General features: G+C 40.9%; 16 protein-coding genes. 10 read left to right on the top strand and 6 right to left on the bottom strand.

Annotation, left to right across the window (positions count from 1 at the left end; genetic code table 11):
• Positions 1–16 precede the first annotated feature (16 nt).
• The gene (locus AAG807_RS19320; protein WP_341907687.1) at positions 17–1162 is read right to left on the bottom strand and encodes a 5-(carboxyamino)imidazole ribonucleotide synthase; all 1146 of its coding nucleotides are present in this window, start codon (positions 1160–1162) and stop codon (positions 17–19) included.
• A gap of 143 nt (positions 1163–1305) precedes the next feature.
• On the opposite strand from AAG807_RS19320, the gene hpt reads away from it, so the two are divergent.
• The 5 genes from hpt to crcB all read left to right on the top strand — a co-directional run bounded on the left by hpt (position 1306) and on the right by crcB (position 4484).
• Positions 1306–1860 carry a hypoxanthine phosphoribosyltransferase gene (gene hpt / locus AAG807_RS19315; protein WP_341907685.1) on the top strand — a complete coding sequence of 185 codons (555 nt, stop codon included), beginning with the start codon at positions 1306–1308 and terminating at the stop codon, positions 1858–1860.
• A 20-nt stretch (positions 1861–1880) separates the two neighbouring features.
• Positions 1881–2450: an adenylate kinase gene (locus tag AAG807_RS19310; protein WP_341907683.1), complete on the top strand. Its 570-nt coding sequence runs from the start codon at positions 1881–1883 to the stop codon at positions 2448–2450.
• 93 nt (positions 2451–2543) lie between these two features.
• A complete protein-coding gene (gene obgE, locus AAG807_RS19305; protein ID WP_341907681.1) occupies positions 2544–3536 on the top strand; it encodes a GTPase ObgE in 993 nt (330 codons plus the stop codon).
• On the top strand, positions 3529–4119 hold the full coding sequence (locus AAG807_RS19300; RefSeq protein WP_341907679.1) for a phosphatase PAP2 family protein: 591 nt from the start codon (positions 3529–3531) through the stop codon (positions 4117–4119). Before obgE ends, AAG807_RS19300 begins: the two co-directional genes overlap by 8 nt.
• The gene (gene crcB / locus AAG807_RS19295; protein WP_341907677.1) at positions 4116–4484 is read left to right on the top strand and encodes a fluoride efflux transporter CrcB; all 369 of its coding nucleotides are present in this window, start codon (positions 4116–4118) and stop codon (positions 4482–4484) included. Before AAG807_RS19300 ends, crcB begins: the two co-directional genes overlap by 4 nt.
• A 157-nt stretch (positions 4485–4641) precedes the next feature.
• On the opposite strand, the gene AAG807_RS19290 is transcribed toward crcB, so the two are convergent.
• From AAG807_RS19290 to AAG807_RS19280, 3 genes are all read right to left on the bottom strand, one after another.
• Positions 4642–5964 (bottom strand): 1-acyl-sn-glycerol-3-phosphate acyltransferase, encoded by a 1323-nt coding sequence (locus tag AAG807_RS19290; RefSeq protein ID WP_341907675.1) that lies wholly within the window; start codon positions 5962–5964, stop codon positions 4642–4644.
• A 96-nt stretch (positions 5965–6060) separates the two neighbouring features.
• A complete protein-coding gene (locus AAG807_RS19285; protein WP_341907673.1) occupies positions 6061–7113 on the bottom strand; it encodes a type IX secretion system membrane protein PorP/SprF in 1053 nt (350 codons plus the stop codon).
• Between the two features lie 11 nt (positions 7114–7124).
• A complete protein-coding gene (locus AAG807_RS19280; RefSeq protein ID WP_341907670.1) occupies positions 7125–10457 on the bottom strand; it encodes an HYR domain-containing protein in 3333 nt (1110 codons plus the stop codon).
• 129 nt (positions 10458–10586) lie between these two features.
• Between AAG807_RS19280 and purE the strand changes: the two genes are divergently transcribed.
• Positions 10587–11075, top strand: a complete 489-nt coding sequence (gene purE / locus AAG807_RS19275; RefSeq protein WP_341907667.1) for a 5-(carboxyamino)imidazole ribonucleotide mutase — start codon at positions 10587–10589, stop codon at positions 11073–11075.
• Positions 11076–11126: 51 nt separating this feature from the next.
• Here the strand turns inward: purE and AAG807_RS19270 are convergent, their stop codons facing one another.
• Complete coding sequence (locus AAG807_RS19270; RefSeq protein ID WP_341907664.1) at positions 11127–12419, bottom strand: DUF1343 domain-containing protein; 1293 nt, start codon at positions 12417–12419, stop codon at positions 11127–11129.
• Here AAG807_RS19270 and AAG807_RS19265 point away from each other — a divergent pair.
• The 3 genes from AAG807_RS19265 to AAG807_RS19255 all read left to right on the top strand — a co-directional run bounded on the left by AAG807_RS19265 (position 12400) and on the right by AAG807_RS19255 (position 16175).
• Positions 12400–14124 (top strand): ABC transporter permease, encoded by a 1725-nt coding sequence (locus AAG807_RS19265; protein WP_341907661.1) that lies wholly within the window; start codon positions 12400–12402, stop codon positions 14122–14124. The two genes, AAG807_RS19270 and AAG807_RS19265, sit on opposite strands and share 20 nt — an antisense overlap.
• Positions 14125–14210: 86 nt before the next feature.
• Positions 14211–14969 (top strand): hypothetical protein, encoded by a 759-nt coding sequence (locus AAG807_RS19260; RefSeq protein ID WP_341907658.1) that lies wholly within the window; start codon positions 14211–14213, stop codon positions 14967–14969.
• Positions 14970–16175 carry a glycosyltransferase N-terminal domain-containing protein gene (locus AAG807_RS19255; protein ID WP_341907656.1) on the top strand — a complete coding sequence of 402 codons (1206 nt, stop codon included), beginning with the start codon at positions 14970–14972 and terminating at the stop codon, positions 16173–16175.
• Between the two features lie 249 nt (positions 16176–16424).
• Here the strand turns inward: AAG807_RS19255 and AAG807_RS19250 are convergent, their stop codons facing one another.
• Positions 16425–17108 carry a TIGR00730 family Rossman fold protein gene (locus tag AAG807_RS19250; protein ID WP_341907653.1) on the bottom strand — a complete coding sequence of 228 codons (684 nt, stop codon included), beginning with the start codon at positions 17106–17108 and terminating at the stop codon, positions 16425–16427.
• Between the two features lie 509 nt (positions 17109–17617).
• Here AAG807_RS19250 and AAG807_RS19245 point away from each other — a divergent pair.
• Entirely contained in the window at positions 17618–17998 is a 381-nt protein-coding gene (locus AAG807_RS19245; protein WP_341907650.1) for a DUF5684 domain-containing protein, read from the top strand.
• Positions 17999–18357: the final 359 nt, after the last annotated feature.

Raw genomic sequence — 18357 nt, 5'->3', positions numbered from 1 at the left:
AGAATAATAAATGTATTTAAGCTTTGATTTTTAATTCTTTAGCTACCATTCTTCCGGTTGTTTTCAACTCTTCCAAATGCGGTCCGTAGATGGTCACGTGACCCATTTTCCGGAAAGGTTTGGTTTGTTGTTTTCCATAAAGATGGACACTGACACCTTCCTGTGAAATAACCTGTTCCAAATTCTCATATTTCGCAGTTCCTTCATAACCAGGTTCCCCCAGCAAATTGATCATCACTCCCGGAGTAATCAGCTTGGTGGAACCTAGCGGAGCATTCACGATACTTCTCAAGTGTTGTTCAAACTGTGACGTATAGCAACATTCAATGGTATGGTGACCGCTATTGTGCGGACGCGGTGCTATTTCATTGATCAGGATTTCATTAGCTGCTGTAAGGAAGAGCTCTACAGCTAAAATTCCGACCATTTGGAGCGAATCAATCACCTGAAGTGCGATTTCACGAGCTTTTTTCTCCACTTCCTCAGAAATGTCGGCTGGTGAAAACAAGAATTCCACCAGGTTTACCGTTGGACTGAATTCGCATTCCACTGTTGGATACACCACACTTTCTCCTTGTTCATTTCGGGCAACAATGACTGCTAACTCTTTGGTAAAAGGAACCAGTTGTTCAATAACGAATGGTGTATCGATCAAATGCTCCAGATCGGCGGCAGATTTCATTATCTGAACCCCTTTACCATCGTATCCTCCTTTACGCCATTTAAGAACGTATGGGAAAGGGATGTTTTTGGAGATCAGGTCCTCTTTTCCGCTGACCAACGTAAAATCGGCAGTGGGGAGATTATTTTTTTGGTAAAACTCTTTTTGAAGCCCTTTGTCTTGCACAATTGCCAAAACAGCTGGTTGAGGAAATACCTTGATTCCATTTTTTTCAAGTGTATGCAAAGCATCTACATTGACATGCTCTATCTCAACAGTAACGACATCCTTATCGCTCCCGAATTGAACCACCGTTTCATAATCTTGTAAAGAACCGTGTTGGAAAGAAGTTGCCAGATACCTGCAAGGTGCATCCGAATCGGGATCCAAACAATGAACATGAACATCATAATTAAGTGCTTCCTGGATAAACATGCGACCTAATTGACCACCACCAAGCATTCCAACTTTATAGGTGTTTCCGTTCCATTGTTTTTTCATGATGCAAAGATAGTTCCTTTTGAATATATTAGGTAATTTGGAGAGGAATGGAATAGGTCATTTTGCACAAGATTCAACGAAATAATCCATTTCAAGCTATTTCTTTGTGATTTAAGCCAATAATTCCCTTAAAAATCCTACTTTTGCCCTTAAAATTAGACAACAAAGTGCTTCAGCTGAACGATAAAACATTCGAGATTTTTATCCAAAAAGAAAAAATTCAAGCAGAGATTGCCTCTTTAGCTGCAAAGTTGGAGCAGGATTATGCTGGAAAAGAAATCGTGTTCATTGCTGTTTTGAATGGAGCATTCATGTTTGCTGCTGATTTAATGAAATGCTTTCGATCCCCTTGTGAGATCACATTTGTAAAAGTGAGCAGCTATAAGGGAATGCATTCTTCAGGTCGGGTGGATGAAGTGATAGGATTGACTACAAGTATCAAGGATAAGCACGTCATTATCCTGGAAGACATTGTGGATACCGGAATAACAATGGAAAAATTGTTTACCATATTATCAGTTGAAAAACCGGCAAGTTTGGAAATAGCAACCCTGTTGTTCAAGCCGGAAGCATTTAAAGGAACACATACCCCAACATATATCGGTTTTTCGATTCCGGACAAATTTGTAGTAGGCTACGGTCTGGATTACGATGAGTTAGGAAGAAACACCGAACACATTTATCAACTAAAGGGATAATCCCATTAAAAGAAAAAAGTATGTTGAACATCGTACTATTTGGCCCTCCTGGAGCAGGGAAAGGAACACAATCGGAAAGATTGATTGAAAAATACGGACTTGTTCACCTTTCGACAGGTGATATGTTTCGTGCACACATTGAGAATGATACTGAGCTTGGTAAACGTGTTAAACAAATCATGGCTGACGGTTTTCTGGTACCTGATTCCGTAACTATCGACATGCTCGAGGAAGAAGTTCAGAGACATCCGGACGCGAAAGGATTTATCTTTGACGGATTCCCAAGAACGGTTGTTCAGGCGGAAGCTTTGGATGGATACCTGGAAGAAAAGGGTCAGAAAATCCACAAGGTTCTTCAGCTGGATGTTCCTGAAGAGGTGATCAAAGAAAGAATTTCCCTGAGAAGTCAGAACAGCGGTCGTGCAGATGATGCTGCTGAAAAGCTTTTGAAGAGAATCAACGAATATTTTACAAAAACAATTCACGTTCTGCCTTATTACAAGGACCAGAACAAAGTGCAGACAATAAATGGTGTTGGTGAGATCGATAAGATCAGTGACGCGCTTTATGCTGCAATAGACAATAATTAATATAGAAACTCGCTTGAACGTTAACCGCATTCGAATAGAGTGCGGTTTTCAAGTCTAATGAAGTTTCGTTTTTTCAAATAAAGGAGATAAAAAATGGCATCAGATAACTTTGTTGACTATGTAAAAATTCACTGTACTTCAGGAAATGGAGGCGGTGGATCTGCGCATTTTCGACGTGAAAAGTATATTCCGCAGGGAGGACCGGATGGTGGAGATGGAGGACGCGGTGGTCATATTATTCTTCGCGGAAACAAGCAATTGTGGACTTTACTTCATCTGAAATTCCAAAAGCATATGAAAGCCGGTCATGGTGAACATGGTTCGGGTCAGTTGCAAAAGGGCTCTCAGGGTCAGGATAAATACATCGAAGTTCCACTTGGAACCTTGGCGAAAGATGCCGAGACAGGAGAAGTGCTTTTCGAAATCACCGAAGATGGGGAAGAGAAAATTTTGGTTCCGGGAGGTCGCGGTGGTTTAGGAAACGATCATTTCAAATCATCCACTTATCAGACACCTCGTTTCGCTCAGCCGGGAGAACCCGGAATTGAGAGTTGGATGGTTCTGGAGATGAAAATTTTGGCTGATATCGGTTTGGTTGGAAAACCGAATGCAGGAAAAAGTACCCTGCTTTCCGTATTGTCTTCAGCAAAACCTGAAATTGGCGATTACCCTTTTACAACCCTTCGTCCGAATCTTGGAATTGTGAAATACCGTGATTATCGTTCATTCGTTATGGCTGATATTCCTGGAATTATTGAAGGAGCACATGAGGGGAAAGGTTTGGGCTTGCGATTTTTACGTCACATCGAACGCAACTCTTGTTTGCTCTTTATGATTCCTGCAGATGCAGACGATATTCATGCAGAATACAAACTGTTGCTCAATGAATTGAAGCAGTACAATCCGGAGTTATTGCACAAGGAACGCTTGTTGGCAATTACCAAGTCGGATATGCTGGATGATGAGTTAACGGAAGCAATTCGTAAAGATTTACCCAAAATACCTTATGTCTTCATTTCTTCAGTGGCTCAACAAGGCTTAACAGAATTAAAAGACATGATCTGGAAGCATTTGAACCATGTTTGATTACCTGGAATCCATTGATAGAAGTATTGTTCTTGCAGTGAATGGTTGGAATACACCATTCCTGGATCAATTCTTCTGGTATGTCACAAAGACAGCAACATGGATTCCGTTTTATCTGCTTCTCAGTTATTTTATCTGGAAGAATTACGGCACAAAAACAATGGTTATATTCTTGGGAATGGCTTTGTTGATGATTGGGATAGTAGATAGTACGACCACTTTCTTTTTCAAGGATACGATTATGCGTTATCGCCCGTCCCATAATTTGTTGCTGGAAAAACACCTGCATTATTACATGGAAGATGGGCATACATACCTTGGAGGTAGATATGGTTTCTTTTCCTCTCATGCATCTAACAATGCTGCTGTAGCACTCTTCAGTTGGTTCTTCCTGCGCAAATTCTATCCGAATCTGAAATGGATTCTGATCTTCTGTGTGGCATTAATCGGGCTAAGCAGGATCTATCTGACGATGCATTATTTGTCGGATGTACTTTGTGGAATTGTTTGGGGAGTTCTCTGGGCTTTTGTATTTTGGAAGATTTATAAGCGGTTTTTCGCAAATAAAACGGAATCAGAATGAGTGTGGTTTATGTTTTCTTAGGTGGAGGAATCGGAGCGATCTTGCGTTTCGGATTGACCCGTCTCATTCACCAATTTCCAAAATCCGTTTTTCCAATCGCTACACTGGCTTCCAATCTGATTGCATCGTTATTAGTTGGCGTTTTTTTGGTTTTGATGATGAAAATGAAACCCACGAATGCTGAATCCTTTCAAGCTTTTTGGATTATTGGAATCTGTGGTGGATTCAGTACGTTTTCGACCTTTGCCAAGGAGAATCTGGAACTCATGGAACGAGGGCAGTTGCTCATTGCCATTTTGAACATTTTGATTTCAGTAATCTTCTGTATTTTGATGGTTTATTTGGGAAGAAAATTGGTTGGTTAATTTTTTTCAGTTGGCTTAAAATCAATAGTTTATCATTAAATCTGTTCGTATCTTTGCGAACACACGAATTTGTGAATTCTCAAATTTCCAAATACTATTTAAGTGAAATTTTCCTTTAGCTAAAAAGGATGCAAGTCAAGTGAAAAATGTATTCTATTTAAGCAATAGGGATCAATCTCTTGATGCGTTCCTCCAACTCAGCACGCTTCTCTACAAATTTCGACAGATCCACGGATTTCATTTTTCGTTTGATCTGAATTTCCTTGAATTGATGCGCATATTCATAGCTTAAACGCCATAATACGGGGATAAGGAAATAATATAGGATTCCCAAAGACCAATGAGGCAGGTACCATTTGGTGACCAAAACGATAATTGGAATGTTGTAGATCGAACCGATGATCTTAGCCATCATCATTTTTACAGAACCCCAGAAAACTTTACGTTTCATAATTTTCTCCGTCACTTTTTTGGAAATGATATACGGAATGAAACCATGCATGAATCCGACTATTGCAAAAGGCCACATCAGGATGAGGTAAAGCCAGTTATTCAGCGGACTTACTAATTCCGGATCTTTCTTTGCAAGGACGAACCGGTCCTGAACTTTCATTCGTTTTTCCAGGTTGAAGTAAGCATCCAGATCCTTTTGAAGTGCCAGGATTTCTGTGCTTTCATCTGTCACGTTCTGATTGATCCAGGTTGCCAATTCTTTGGAATAATTCCAACGTTTTAACAACGGAATATGATCATCGTGATTCAGGTTATTATATCCTTTTCGGGTGATTTGCATGATTCCTTCTAACAGGGAATATCTTGCCGGTTTCGCTACATAAACAATGCAATCCTGCATGTTTTTTTCAACGATTCTGGTTACCTCATTGATGACCTTACTTGGATTTTCCAGATAGCTTTGTTTGTAATCGTTCAGGCAGATTTTCGGACCATTATCGAGTACGAATTCAGAACCCATCGTATTTCGATCGGTATAACTGACCCCAATTCCGGAAATGTAAATATTCTTGCTCCAATTAATGGATTCCAATGCCCCGAATCCCATTCGGATAGGTCCTTTCTTAACTGGCTTTAATCCTCTGATGGGGGTGTCATCGGTAAATCCTTCCCCAAAGATCAAAATATTTCTTCCTTTTCTAAGAGAGGAATTCACTTTATTGAAAACATCGGTATTTTTTCCTTTAGTATCTGTTCCGTCTTGTTGGCGAAAGATCGGTAGCATATGTGCTGACCAGAGAATAGGTTTTAACCACCAGACAAATACATCCGAACGCGTCATAAAGTGCACGATAGGTCGGTTCAATGAACCAATCAGGATTGGATCCATGAAAGAATTCGGATGATTACTCACGTAAATCGTGCTGCCGAATAGCTCTTTGTGTTTGTTTAATACAAGAAATCGTTTGTAAAAGAGTCTGAATGAAATATTTAAAGATAGCTTAAGCAATAAATAAAACGGACGCATAGTATGTGTACTTTTTTACAAAATTAGCAATACTTGAAAATTAGCATTTATTCTTTCGGTTTTTATCAAATTCGGATTCCCCGGTTTGTCGGGAAGTTAGTGTGTTTCTTCCGGTTTCGTTTCTTCCGGCACTGGCTCTGCCTTTTCATCTTGCTTGAATTCCTTATTCATATTTCGTTTGTGACCGAAGATGAAACCGAGTCGTACCTCGTGGGAAGTATTTCCAAATTTTTCGGTAACCCCGTTCCCGAATTCAAATGAATAGGAAGCATTGAAGCGTGCAAGCAGGTTGATACCGAAACCTACTCCGATCGAAGATTGTCTTCTGTAAGAAAGACTCACCCAACCCATACGCATATAATGTAAGCGCATGGCAATGTCGTAACTGATAGGAGCATGCTTTGCCGATCTGAATTGAACAATCGGTTCCAGCCCATAGTTTTTCCCTAAATCAAACCGGTAACTTGCCAATGCGAAAAGATGCGGTTGGAAGGTACTTGCCGTCGTTACATCACTCAGACGCATTTTATTGTTAAAGACCTGGCTTCCGCTAACACTGACAAGCAAACGGTCATTGTAAACAACCAAACCGGCTTGTGCGTCCAGGTAATTCTGTGAAGCTGAGATTCCAATGTAATTTGCATAAGCTTTATCATTGGCTGTTCCAAGGGTAACTTTGGAATTGTCAATTCCAAAATTGGACCAACCTACGCCAAGTCCGATACCGGCATTCAATTTTTGGGATAATGGAATATGTACTCCGAGGTTTGCTTTCACACTTGTCCGTGTAAATGGTCCGATCACGTCATTAATAAATGTCAGACCGGCTACTTGTTTGTATGCAACAGTTCTCTGAGGTGTGCTGTAAAAAGTTTGTCCGATTGAAGACAATTCATTCAACAATGCTTTTGATTTGCGCTTCTTGAATCGAACCATGCTTTGGATCCCTGCAAAAGTGGTCATGGGTCTTCCATCAACACCGGCATATTGCAAGCGATTTCCGAGAACAACTTCAGCTACATTCATCAGGCCGCCCGCTGCCGGGTTTACTAAAAAAGGAGAAGAAGCAGTTTGTGTAAATTGAATATCCTGTTGTCCGAATGCTAATCCTACAACTGAAATAAACGGGATGATTATTAATTTTTTCATGATTGATGGGATTAACGGATAATACTGATTGACCCTTTGATTGTCGTGAAATCACCATTCGGTGAAACAATTTCGTAGAAATAAGTCCCGAGCGGAAGATCATCTCCTTTGAATGTTCCATCCCAAGGTTCACCATATCCCGTTGATTCAAAAACCTTGGATCCCCAGCGATTAATAATCATGACCTTACAATCCGGATAGGTTTCATGCAGGTTCGGAATGATGAACTGGTCGTTGTCTCCATCGTTATTCGGTGTAAAGACTGTTGGTACATCAAAAGTGCTTTCACCACAATTATTCAAATGAATTCGCAAGGTATCCTTAGTTGGTCCACAGAAATCATGTGTATGCATGTAAAGCAGAACTAAATCGCCGGGTGCTGCAGCCGTCAACTGTGTGTTCGGATTGTATTTATTTGTCAATGTTCCTGTACCTGAAAGTTCAATCCAATAGGTGGCCTGGTCGCTTCCGGGCTGATTTCCATAGATGGAAATCGGAAGTTGATTTACACAAAGTGTCGTGTCATTCGTAAGGACTTGCGCAGTTATCGGAGCATAGATAACGCTGCTATCTACTGTACTTGGGCACCCATTTGTGGAAATAGTCCAATACAAGGTATGATATCCGTCAGGAATTGAAAGAACGGTTGCTACCGGAGCATGAATATTGTTGAAAGTAATACCTGCATCGCTCGACCAGGTTCCTTGACCAATGAGTGGGGTATTTGCCTGAATGATGAAGCTGGTGGCTGCACAGGCATACATTGAATCTTGTAAAACAGCCTGAGATGGCGGCATGTTCACGACAATTTGTACCGTATCTCTTCTTGAACCGCAAGTAGGGGAAGTGACTACCCATTCAATGGTATTTGAACCCGGAGAAAGATTTTGCACGGTTGTCTGAAGTGCAGTTGCATTCATGAGTGTTCCCGTTCCGGTCAATACATTCCAGGAACCGGTTCCCGATTGGATTGCCTGAGCCTGGATACTTGTCGTATAGGTATCGCAAAGGTAGATTAAGCTGTTCGGAATAAATGCAGTGTCCGGATAAAGAAGAACCTGTACTGTGAACGAACAGGAACTGGTGTTCCCGGAAGAATCTTCAATCTGATAAGTCTGAGTAGTTGTTCCGATCGGGAAGATATCTCCGGATGAAAGCCCCGACAAATCTGTTTGGGAAATAGTGAAATAACAGTTGTCCGATCCGGTCGGATTGGAATAAGTGATAAGTGGGTTACACGTTGAAATGTTCCCGGGACATGAAATAGTAGGAGCCTGATTTTCAATGATGGTGAAAGTGGTGTTACAAGAAGATGTATTTCCAGCCAGATCAGTTACGGTAATGGTTACGATATGGGTTCCGGAAATTAAGTTCGTTCCGGCAACCGGTTGTTGCGTTAAAGAATACCCCGTACAGTTATCAGTTACGGTTGCAAGTGCCGTCAAATCAGGAATAAGTGCATAACAAGTAATTCCGTTATTCCATGTTTGAGCGGAAGGACAGGTGATTGTAGGATTGATGGATTCGATCGGAATCACTTGCGTCATACAGGTACCGATATTTCCCGAAGTATCCGTATAAGAGATCACAATCCCGACAGGGTTTGTAATGACTGTTCCCGGAAGTGGATTTTGTGAAAAGGTAAGCAGGTTGGAAGGAGTACAATTGTCAACTGCACTGTGCATTCCCAATAAATTCGGAACTGTCATGGAACACGTTCCTGAAACTGATAAGCTAGTGTCGCTTAAACAAGTGACAACAGGTGCAAGTGTATCAATTGCGATTACAAAAATGGAACAACTTCCAATATTTCCGTTTAAATCGACAGCAGTCATCAGAACCGTAATGGAATCAGCAAAGATCAGATTGACGGGCTTATTTTGTGCAAACACCAATTGGTTGCTTGCAGTACAGTTGTCGGTTGCGGATACTAATGGAACTAAATTCCCCACGACCGCCAAACATTGATTGTTTACCGGAACTGTGAGTGTTGCCGGACAATTGATGATTGGCAATGTTCCGTCCTGCACTGTCAGGTTAAATTGACAAACCTGTGCATTTCCATCTTGATCAATTGTCTGAATGGTGATGGAGTGTATTCCGATTGGTAGTGAGTTTCCAACTGCCGGACTTTGGTTCAATAAAAATACCGTTGAACAATTGTCTATTACAGTTGCTTGTGAGGTGAAACTGGCAATATCATAAGTACAGCCATTGTTTGTCGAAACAGTTTGGTTAGCCGGACAAGTGATGGTCGGTGAAATGGTGTCAAAGAACAACATGTGAGTGAAACAACCGCCCACATTTCCTGCAAGGTCGGTTACTGTAACAAACACATTTTGGGTAGCTGTCATGACAGTTCCGGCTGCCGGAGTCTGATTAAAGATCAAAGAACTTGCGGGAGTACAAAATTCGTCCACTGTAACTGTCGGGACAATGTTCGGAACAATAGCCGTGCAGGAAACAGATGCATATACTGAATCCAAAGCGATACAGGTAGCTTTTGGTGCAACGGTGTCAATTACCGTCAAGGTGAAATTACAACTTGAAGAATTTCCGGACGGATCCGTAGCTTGCAATGTAATTAGTGTATTGGAACCTACACTCGTTCCTATAGCTGGTGATTGAACCGTTGAAATGATTCCACAGGCATCATTCACAGTGGCTAAAGCGGCATAATCAATCAATGTGAAGTCACAAAACTGATCCGAATAAACGGCAGCAGGTGATGGACAGGTAATGGTCGGTGGAGTCACATCGCTGGAAGTTCCCTGGATTCTGAAATTGTCTATTGCAGGAGCTTTATTCCCAATATTCGAATTATTGTAAGTAAAGCGGAAACCGATCCAGAAAGTGGTGTTATCGAAACTTCCCGGGAGTAATTGACTGAATCCGGAATAGGTAGCATTTGCGACTAATTGTGTTGAAACAGGTGTCCAGGTTGCTCCCGAATTGGTGCTGCAAACCAGTTCCAGATAATCCAATCCGCTTTCACCCTCTACCTGAATTTCTGCAAGAACATTGATGGATGTAAAGCACGTTGCATTTACAGACCGGTAAACAATTGCTGTTTCCGTTCCGGAACTTGCATTGGTGTATCCGTAATGTTGGATCCCTGTTGGAGTACAATCGTTTGTAATTCCCCCGGAAGTGATGTATAAAGCTGAATTTCCTCCATTGCTTGTGCAATTCCCCTGAACCCATTGATTCGGACCTGAAGTACTTACAGTGTTCCATGCAAATGCTCCTTCGAAATTATCCGTTAAAAAAGTAGTTTGTGCTTGTAGTTGTGAGCTCCAATGAAGGAAAATGGTGCACACAAATAGGAGTATTGATTTATTCATAATGTAAGTTGGACGAAGGGTCAAAACTAAAAGAAAAATCAATAAAAAGGCGCGAAAATACTCCACAATGAGGGAATAGTTTTCAACGAAGTCTAATAATCGTTAGATTTGCAAACAAATTAGACAGAAATGGTTGGAATTATCATGGGCAGCACTTCAGACCTGCCAATTATGCAAGACGCTGCAGATATTTTAAAAGAGTTTGGAATAGCTTATGAGTTAACCATCGTTTCTGCTCACAGAACTCCTGAACGCATGTTCGAATATGCGAAAACCGCCTCTTCAAGAGGAGTCCAGGTGATTATTGCCGGAGCCGGGGGGGCAGCGCACTTACCCGGAATGACTGCGAGTCTGACACCGCTTCCGGTTATTGGTGTTCCGATCAAATCCAGCAATTCCATCGACGGATGGGACAGTTTGCTTTCCATCGTTCAGATGCCCAATGGAATTCCGGTTGCAACAGTGGCAATCAACGGGGCGAAAAATGCGGGGATCCTGGCTGCAAAAATCCTCGGAGCAACAAACATGGATTTGCAGAAAAAACTGACGGATTATATGGAATCGATGAAAGAAACCGTATTGGAAGGCGCTAAAAAAGTGGAGCAATCAAATAAATAATTACAAATAAAAAAGTAGGGGCGGAAAATTTTCCGCCCCTACTTTTTTAAATCATCTATAAATCAAATATTTTTGCCGGATTTTCAAAAATTCCTGAATTCCCGTTTTCCAGGTTTCCTTAATCTCTTTGGCGCCCATTCCGGCTTTTAATTGAGCCCGAAGTTGAGAGGTGCCGGCCAGGCGGTCGAAAAAGTTGCGTTGATTGATAAAATCGATACTGTCTCCCAATTGGTCACGCGCATTGATCAGCCAATTCAGGTTGATTTCATACATTCGTTTGTTTTGACCAGCCCGTAAATCATACCCGTTACAGGTACGGTTTTGCCACAAGGGATCTTTTGCTCCGGTAGTTGGCATAGGAACAAAGGTGAATCCGGTCGTGCGGAAGCTGGGATGTCCGAATAGTTCAAACGGGCGTTCTGTTCCTCTTCCGATACTTACTGTTGTAGCTTCGAAAAAACACAAGCTCGGGTACAAATTGATCGCCAAATCTGTCCGAAGGTTCGGCGAAGGCGGGATGGCGATTTCAAACTTCGTTTTGTGCGTGTAATTGCGGCATGGAACGATATACATCTGACAGGTCACATCATTGTGCAGCCAGAATTCTCCGTTGACCATTAAAGCATATTCACCGATCGTCATTCCGTAAACGATGGGAACAGGATGCATTCCGATAAAGGATGTCTGGTCTTTTTCCAATAATGGTCCGTCTACATAATGTGCATTCGGATTCGGGCGATCCAATACGATCAAAGGCTTGTTATTCTCTGCGCAAGCTTCCATGACGTAATGCAAAGTAGAAATATAAGTGTAGAAGCGAACTCCCACATCCTGGATATCAAACAAAACGATATCCACATCCCACAATTGGTCCGCTCGTGGTTTTTTATTGCTTCCGTAAAGTGAAACGATGGGTAAACCGGTTACCGGATCTTTGTGACTCCATACTTTTTCACCAGCATCAGCTGTTCCGCGAAATCCATGTTCCGGAGCAAAAACCTTTTGGATTTGAATTCCAAGAGCCAACAAAGTATCGACCAAATGATCCTCTCCCAAAGTGGAAGATTGATTGGCAACAATGGCCACTCGCTTTCCTCTTAACGAATCCAGATACAAATCCATCCGACCGTTTCCAAGTTGCAGGTTGGGAAGTTTTTCCACTCCATAAGCATCGTATTTGATCTCGTCATCAATGGGTTGAATGACCGGATATTCGGTTGCTTTATCTTGGTTCGTAGTTTTTATCGGAGGATTTGAACTCTTTTTATTTGTGGCACATGAAGCCAGGAAAAGCAAAATAATACTTTTCAACGCCAAAAGCTTTATGTACTTTCGTATTCGCATGAGTAATAATTGGAATTATATCTATTTCATCGCTAAAAAACTTCAACGTAAACAAGCTGTTACGGATGACTCATTGCAAGGCAATAAAAAAGCAGCAAAACCAATTACGAGAATTGCTATTTTGAGTATTTCGCTTGCAATGGTTGTAAACATCGTCACAATTGCAGTGGTTGAAGGATTCCAACAAGAAGTGAGCCGTAAAGTTATAGGTTTTGGTTCACATATCTCCATCCAGAAGTCAGGAGAAATTTCTTTAATGGAATCTTCTCCACTCATGAAGAGCGAAAAATTTGAACAAACACTTAGCAGGGTTGAGGGTGTAACTCATGTTCAATCAGTTGCTTATAAACCTGCATTACTTCAGTCTCGAGGAGGTGTGACTCAAAAAGAGATTCTTGGAGTTGTCTTAAAAGGTGTTGATAAAAATTACGATTGGTCTTTTTTTAAATCCTACCTGAAAGAAGGAGAACTTCCGACCTTCAAAGATCCGTCTTCCACTGAAGTACTGATTTCCAAACGCATTGCAAGTGATTTGCATTACAAACTGGGAGATACCATCAACGCTTATTTCGTGAAACAGAAACCCATTCAACGGCAATTTCAAATCGTTGGAATTTACGAAACAGGGTTGGAAGATTTTGATAAAGAATTGGTTTTCTGTTATTTGCCACAGGTTCAACAATTGAATGATTGGGGAATTGTTGCGGAGATTACCGTGGATGATACACTTGCTGATGGTGAATTGGTTATTCGGGCCCAGGTTTCCGGAGGAAATGGGAATTACCGCTACGATTGGGGGAAAGGGTATGAACGCTATGCCGGATTTACCATCTGTCCAACAAAAGATACGATTATCAAACTGGTAGCATCGGATTATTGGACATTTCTAGATGAGCCAAGTGGGAGTTTGGAACATGCAAAAAGTGAAACGGCGATTCCCGATACCGCTTATTTGGAAATAAAAGTGCACGGGAATAAACCAGCTCCATGTGTATTCAAACTTGATCCGGAAGGGAATTTGAAAAAGAAATTCCTGAGTCAGGATGGCCTTCACTATGAATTGGACGCAGGTGCGAAAAAAGTGGAATTGGAGTCCTTTCCCGGACATGGTTCGTACCGGGAATATATCGGGTCGTATGAATTGAGCGTGGCTGACTTTTCAGATATTAAAAATCAAAAATACAAGATTAAGAAGGCGGTGGAATTCAATCCTGATTTCAGGCAACAGGTGAAAGTGAACAGTATCAAGGATAATCAGGCTGATTTATTTGTTTGGCTGAGTTTTCTGGATGTGAACTTGGCCATTGTATTGATCCTCATGTTGATTATCGGAATTGTCAATATGGGTTCTGCTTTGCTTGTCCTGATCCTGGTCAGAACCAATTTTATCGGAATCCTGAAAGCGATGGGAGCGAGCAACCTATTCGTTCGGAAAGTCTTTTTGGTTCATACCGGACAACTGATCCTAAAAGGAATGATTTGGGGAAATGTAATCGGAATCGGGCTTTGTTGGCTTCAATATCAATTCCATATTATCCCGTTGGATGCGAAGGTCTACTATTTGAATACGGTTCCGATCGAATTCAATATTTGGAAGATTGCTTTGTTGAACATCATCACACTGAGTGTTTGCCTGGCTGTTCTTTTTGTCCCGTCCTTATTGATCAGCAGAATAAATCCAGCTAAATCAATCCGATTCAAATAATCCGTTCAATCGATAATTTACCCATTTCCCGATAATTTAGAACTTTAAGCAACGATAATTCCTTATTTTTGAGAGACTTTAAAAACATGAGAAATTCTATTATACTTGCTTTTCTGATCTTCTCCCATTTTCAGGGGTTTGCGCAAAGAAATGTTCGGGACAGTGCGATTGCCACACCTTGGATTGCTCTCCATTACGGACTGAATGCACCCGGTGGTGATTTGAAGGAACGGTTTGGTGCGATCAATCACATAGGAGCTATGGCCGGCTATAAAACCTCTAAAAATTGGGTCTATGGTCTGGATGGAAATTTCATGTTTGGAAACAAAGTGAAAATTCCGGGAATGTTATCCAATCTCGCGGATTCTTATGGACAGATCAACGATGTGAATGGAGATGTGGCAATTGTCGTAGTAAACATGCGAGGCTTCAACGTAAATACGATGGTTGGAAAAGTATTTCCGGTATTGAGCCCGAATAAAAACTCCGGGATTTATGTTCACGGAGGAGTCGGATACATGCAATATAAAGCGCGCGTGGAGACACAAGATCAGGTGGTTCCGACATTGGAGTTGAAATATAGGAAAGGGTATGACCGATACACAACCGGATTGAATTTCCATCAATTTGTTGGTTATGCTTTCATGGCGAATCAAGGTTTTGTAAATTTCTACGGAGGGTTTTATATCCAGGAAGGATTGACATACAATAGAAGAGAAGTGTTTTTTGATCAACCGGATGTGCCGGTTTCTAAAGCACAACGATTAGATTTGCAATACGGATTCAAGGTTGGATGGTTTGTCCCTGTCTACAAACGCAAGCCGAAAGACTATTATTTTGAGTAAATGAGACTTTTCTACGGATTTGGTATTCGCGGTTTTTATGTAGTGATGTGGCTTGCTTCCTGGTTTCATGCCAAGGCAAAAAAATGGATTGTAGGAAGGCAGATTCCGATTGAATCATTTCAGGTTCCCAAAAATAAAAAAGTAGTTTGGTTTCATTGTGCCTCACTGGGTGAGTTTGATCAGGGACTTCCTGTCATGAATGCATACAAAGAAGCGTTTCCGGACTCATTCTTGATGGTCACATTCTTCAGTCCTTCGGGAATGGAGTTCTATAACAAACGGGATCACCAGGTGGATTTGGCATTGTATCTGCCACTTGATACAAAAATCAAGGCCCGAAAATTTGTGGATCACTTCAATCCGCAAATGGTATTCTTCGTAAAGTATGAATTTTGGTACAATCACCTGAAATGCGCCAGAAGGAACGGAGCAAAAATCTATGGTGTAAGCAGTTTGTTCAGACCCAGTCACCGGTTTTTTAAGTGGTATGGAGGCTTCTTCCGGAAAGCATTGCGTTTGTTTGATCATTTTTATACACAAGACCAACGTTCGAAAGAGTTATTGAACTCGATCGGGATCGACCAGGTTACTGTTACCGGAGATACGCGTTACGACCGAATGCTTGCAGTAAAGGCAAAGAGTCAGGAAAATGAAATTATCCGAAATTTTGTAGCCGAAAAACCCGTTCTGATCTTGGGGAGTTCCTGGACAATGGATGAAGAGATTCTTGTTCCGGCATTATCTGAGTTGCGTGAAAAGTTTAAGATCATTATTGCGCCGCATGATATTTCAGCCAAGCATATCGAGCAAATCTCGGCAGAATTTGATCATGAGGTGGAATACTACACCGCTTTTGAAAATTTGGGCCGGGATATCCTGATTCTGGACACAATAGGTCAATTGACCAATGCGTATCAGTACGCGGATTTGGCATATATCGGAGGTGGATTTACAGGAAAATTGCACAACATTTTGGAGCCGGGTGCCTTTGGTATTCCTATCTTTTTTGGTCCGAAGCATGCCCGTTTTCCGGAAGCGCAATTATTCCTGGATCACGAAGTTGCGTTCACGATTGAAGACAGTTTCAGTTTTGAGAAAGCAGTCGAAGAAGCACTTGGGAAAAGAGCACAAATCAATGAAAAACTAGCTGAAATATTTGCCAAAAATCAAGGTGCAGCGAAGAAAATAATCAGCTCGTTAAGCTAAATCCATATTCTTTTTGGAGCATTTTTTCTTAGAAGCTGAAAATTATTCAGATTGGAGATTCCAAAGTCGGCGCATTGGTAAACAAGATCGGGTACCTGTGCAGTAAATGACAGAAAAATTTACCATGCTGTTTGAGGCGGAACGCTGAGTTTATGGTAAATTCTGTCATGACCTGCTAACAGGTCGATAGGTTTACCCGCGCCTAGACCTTTTTAGCTACCTTTTTACGGCAATGGTAAAAAGGTAGAATTAGAAGTTCGGACTCAAATCATGCGTTTTATAGAAATCCTCTATGTATTTCACGGCTTCATCCGCTGTATCGACGATCGTCAGAAAACGCATATCTTCCGCGGCAATATTATTCTCCTTTTCAAGCATCACTTTTTGGACCCATTCGACTAATCCCGTCCAATAATCTCTACCGACCAAAACAACCGGTCTTTTCGTGATTTTCTTTGTCTGGATCAATGTGATTGCTTCGAATAGTTCGTCCATTGTTCCAAACCCACCGGGAAGAACCACAAAACCTTGGGAGTATTTTACAAAAATCACTTTTCGAACGAAGAAATAATCAAAAGTCACAAGACTTCCCCGATCCACGTATTTGTTGTGGAATTGTTCAAAAGGCAAGTCAATGTTTAATCCAACAGATTTTCCACCACCTTGATGCGCTCCTTTGTTTCCAGCCTCCATAATTCCGGGACCTCCACCGGTAATTATTCCATAACCGGATTTCGCTAATTTTTCTCCGATTTCTACACTCAATTGATAGTATTTGTTTTCGTCTTTGGTTCGTGCAGATCCGAAAATGGAGATGCATGGACCTATTCGTGCCATGCGTTCATATCCCTCTACAAATTCAGACATTATCTTGAAAATTGCCCAACTATCGTTTGTTTTTATCTCGTTCCAGTCCTTGCGTATTGCGTTCATTCGAATGGTTTAAGTAGCTAAAATGCTATTTCGGTAAAAATAAAGTTCCTGATCTTCCATTAACCAAGCGAGAGTTATTAATTATGAACCTTGCATAGTTTATAAGGCATTTATGTTGAGAAAATAGTAAAAAAGGGAAGAAATTTCATTTAACTACTTTGATAGTTAAAATGTTTATAATCAGACGTTTGAAACAAGATGCGTATCGATTAATTTACTAGAATCATCGACGTTAAACAGATTTGGATACTTTGAAGGACAGATGGAAACAACTGGAAGTCCTTTAATCAGATCAGATTCCCAGTTCAAAACAGATTTAACCGGCTTAAACGGAAGTCTAAAACTAAGCCTGTTAGTTATACTATGGATGTTCCCAATTATCCGCAATTCAACTTTGACCAGCATCTATAATTCGGATCCATTGAGTATCTGCCCTTTTTCGCTGATTGGAATTCAGGATGAGATTTGTTGAAAAGACTATATTTGGCTCAACTTAAAATGAATGACTTATGATTATCGCACTACTTTTCTTCTTTATCATCTACTTCGGAGTAATTGCTCTAATGATCATTTCCATGTGGAAAGTATATGAAAAAGCAAATAAACCCGGTTGGGCCGCAATTGTTCCTGTTTATAACCTGATTATCCTATTGGAAATTGCGAAAAAACCAACTTGGTGGGTGGCAATGTATTTTGTTCCGTTTGCAAATATTGTGTTCATGATCATGACCATGAACAGTGTTTCTAAAAACTTTGGGAAAGACGAAGGTTTTACTGTCGGATTGGTCCTTCTGGGGGTTGTTTTCTGGCCGATTCTTGCTTTCGGTAGCGCACGATATGTGGATGCCAAAGTAGCAGCAACTTCAAACAATGACTTATTGGATTCGTAAGGAATAGTTATCATTAAAAAATGAAGGGACGTCTGTATGGATGTCCCTTTTTTATTTCTTTAGAATCCTTCTTTTCTATTATTCCTTGTTTGGTCAGACGAAATTCGAGTATGGATTTTGGAATGTTTTCAATGGATACGGGCATTTTCGCTAGCAAAAACACAACAGAATAGTTGTGCTGACAAAAAATAAATGTGAATTTTCAAAAAATTCAGAATATAAAATGTGAATTTATTAGAATTAAACACAATTGATATATCAATTTTATTACCCTAACATTCAGGGGGTTAAAATAACTTAAAGATTCGTTGAATCGTTTTAGAGTTGAGTATAGCTTGATTTGTAGCCTTGTGAGGGTG

This window comes from Fluviicola taffensis DSM 16823 (assembly GCF_943372375.1).
Lineage (GTDB): Bacteria > Bacteroidota > Bacteroidia > Flavobacteriales_D > Crocinitomicaceae > Fluviicola > Fluviicola taffensis_A.
The sequence above is the reverse complement of the archived record's forward strand: the minus strand, read 5'-3'. Positions and strand labels throughout refer to the sequence as shown.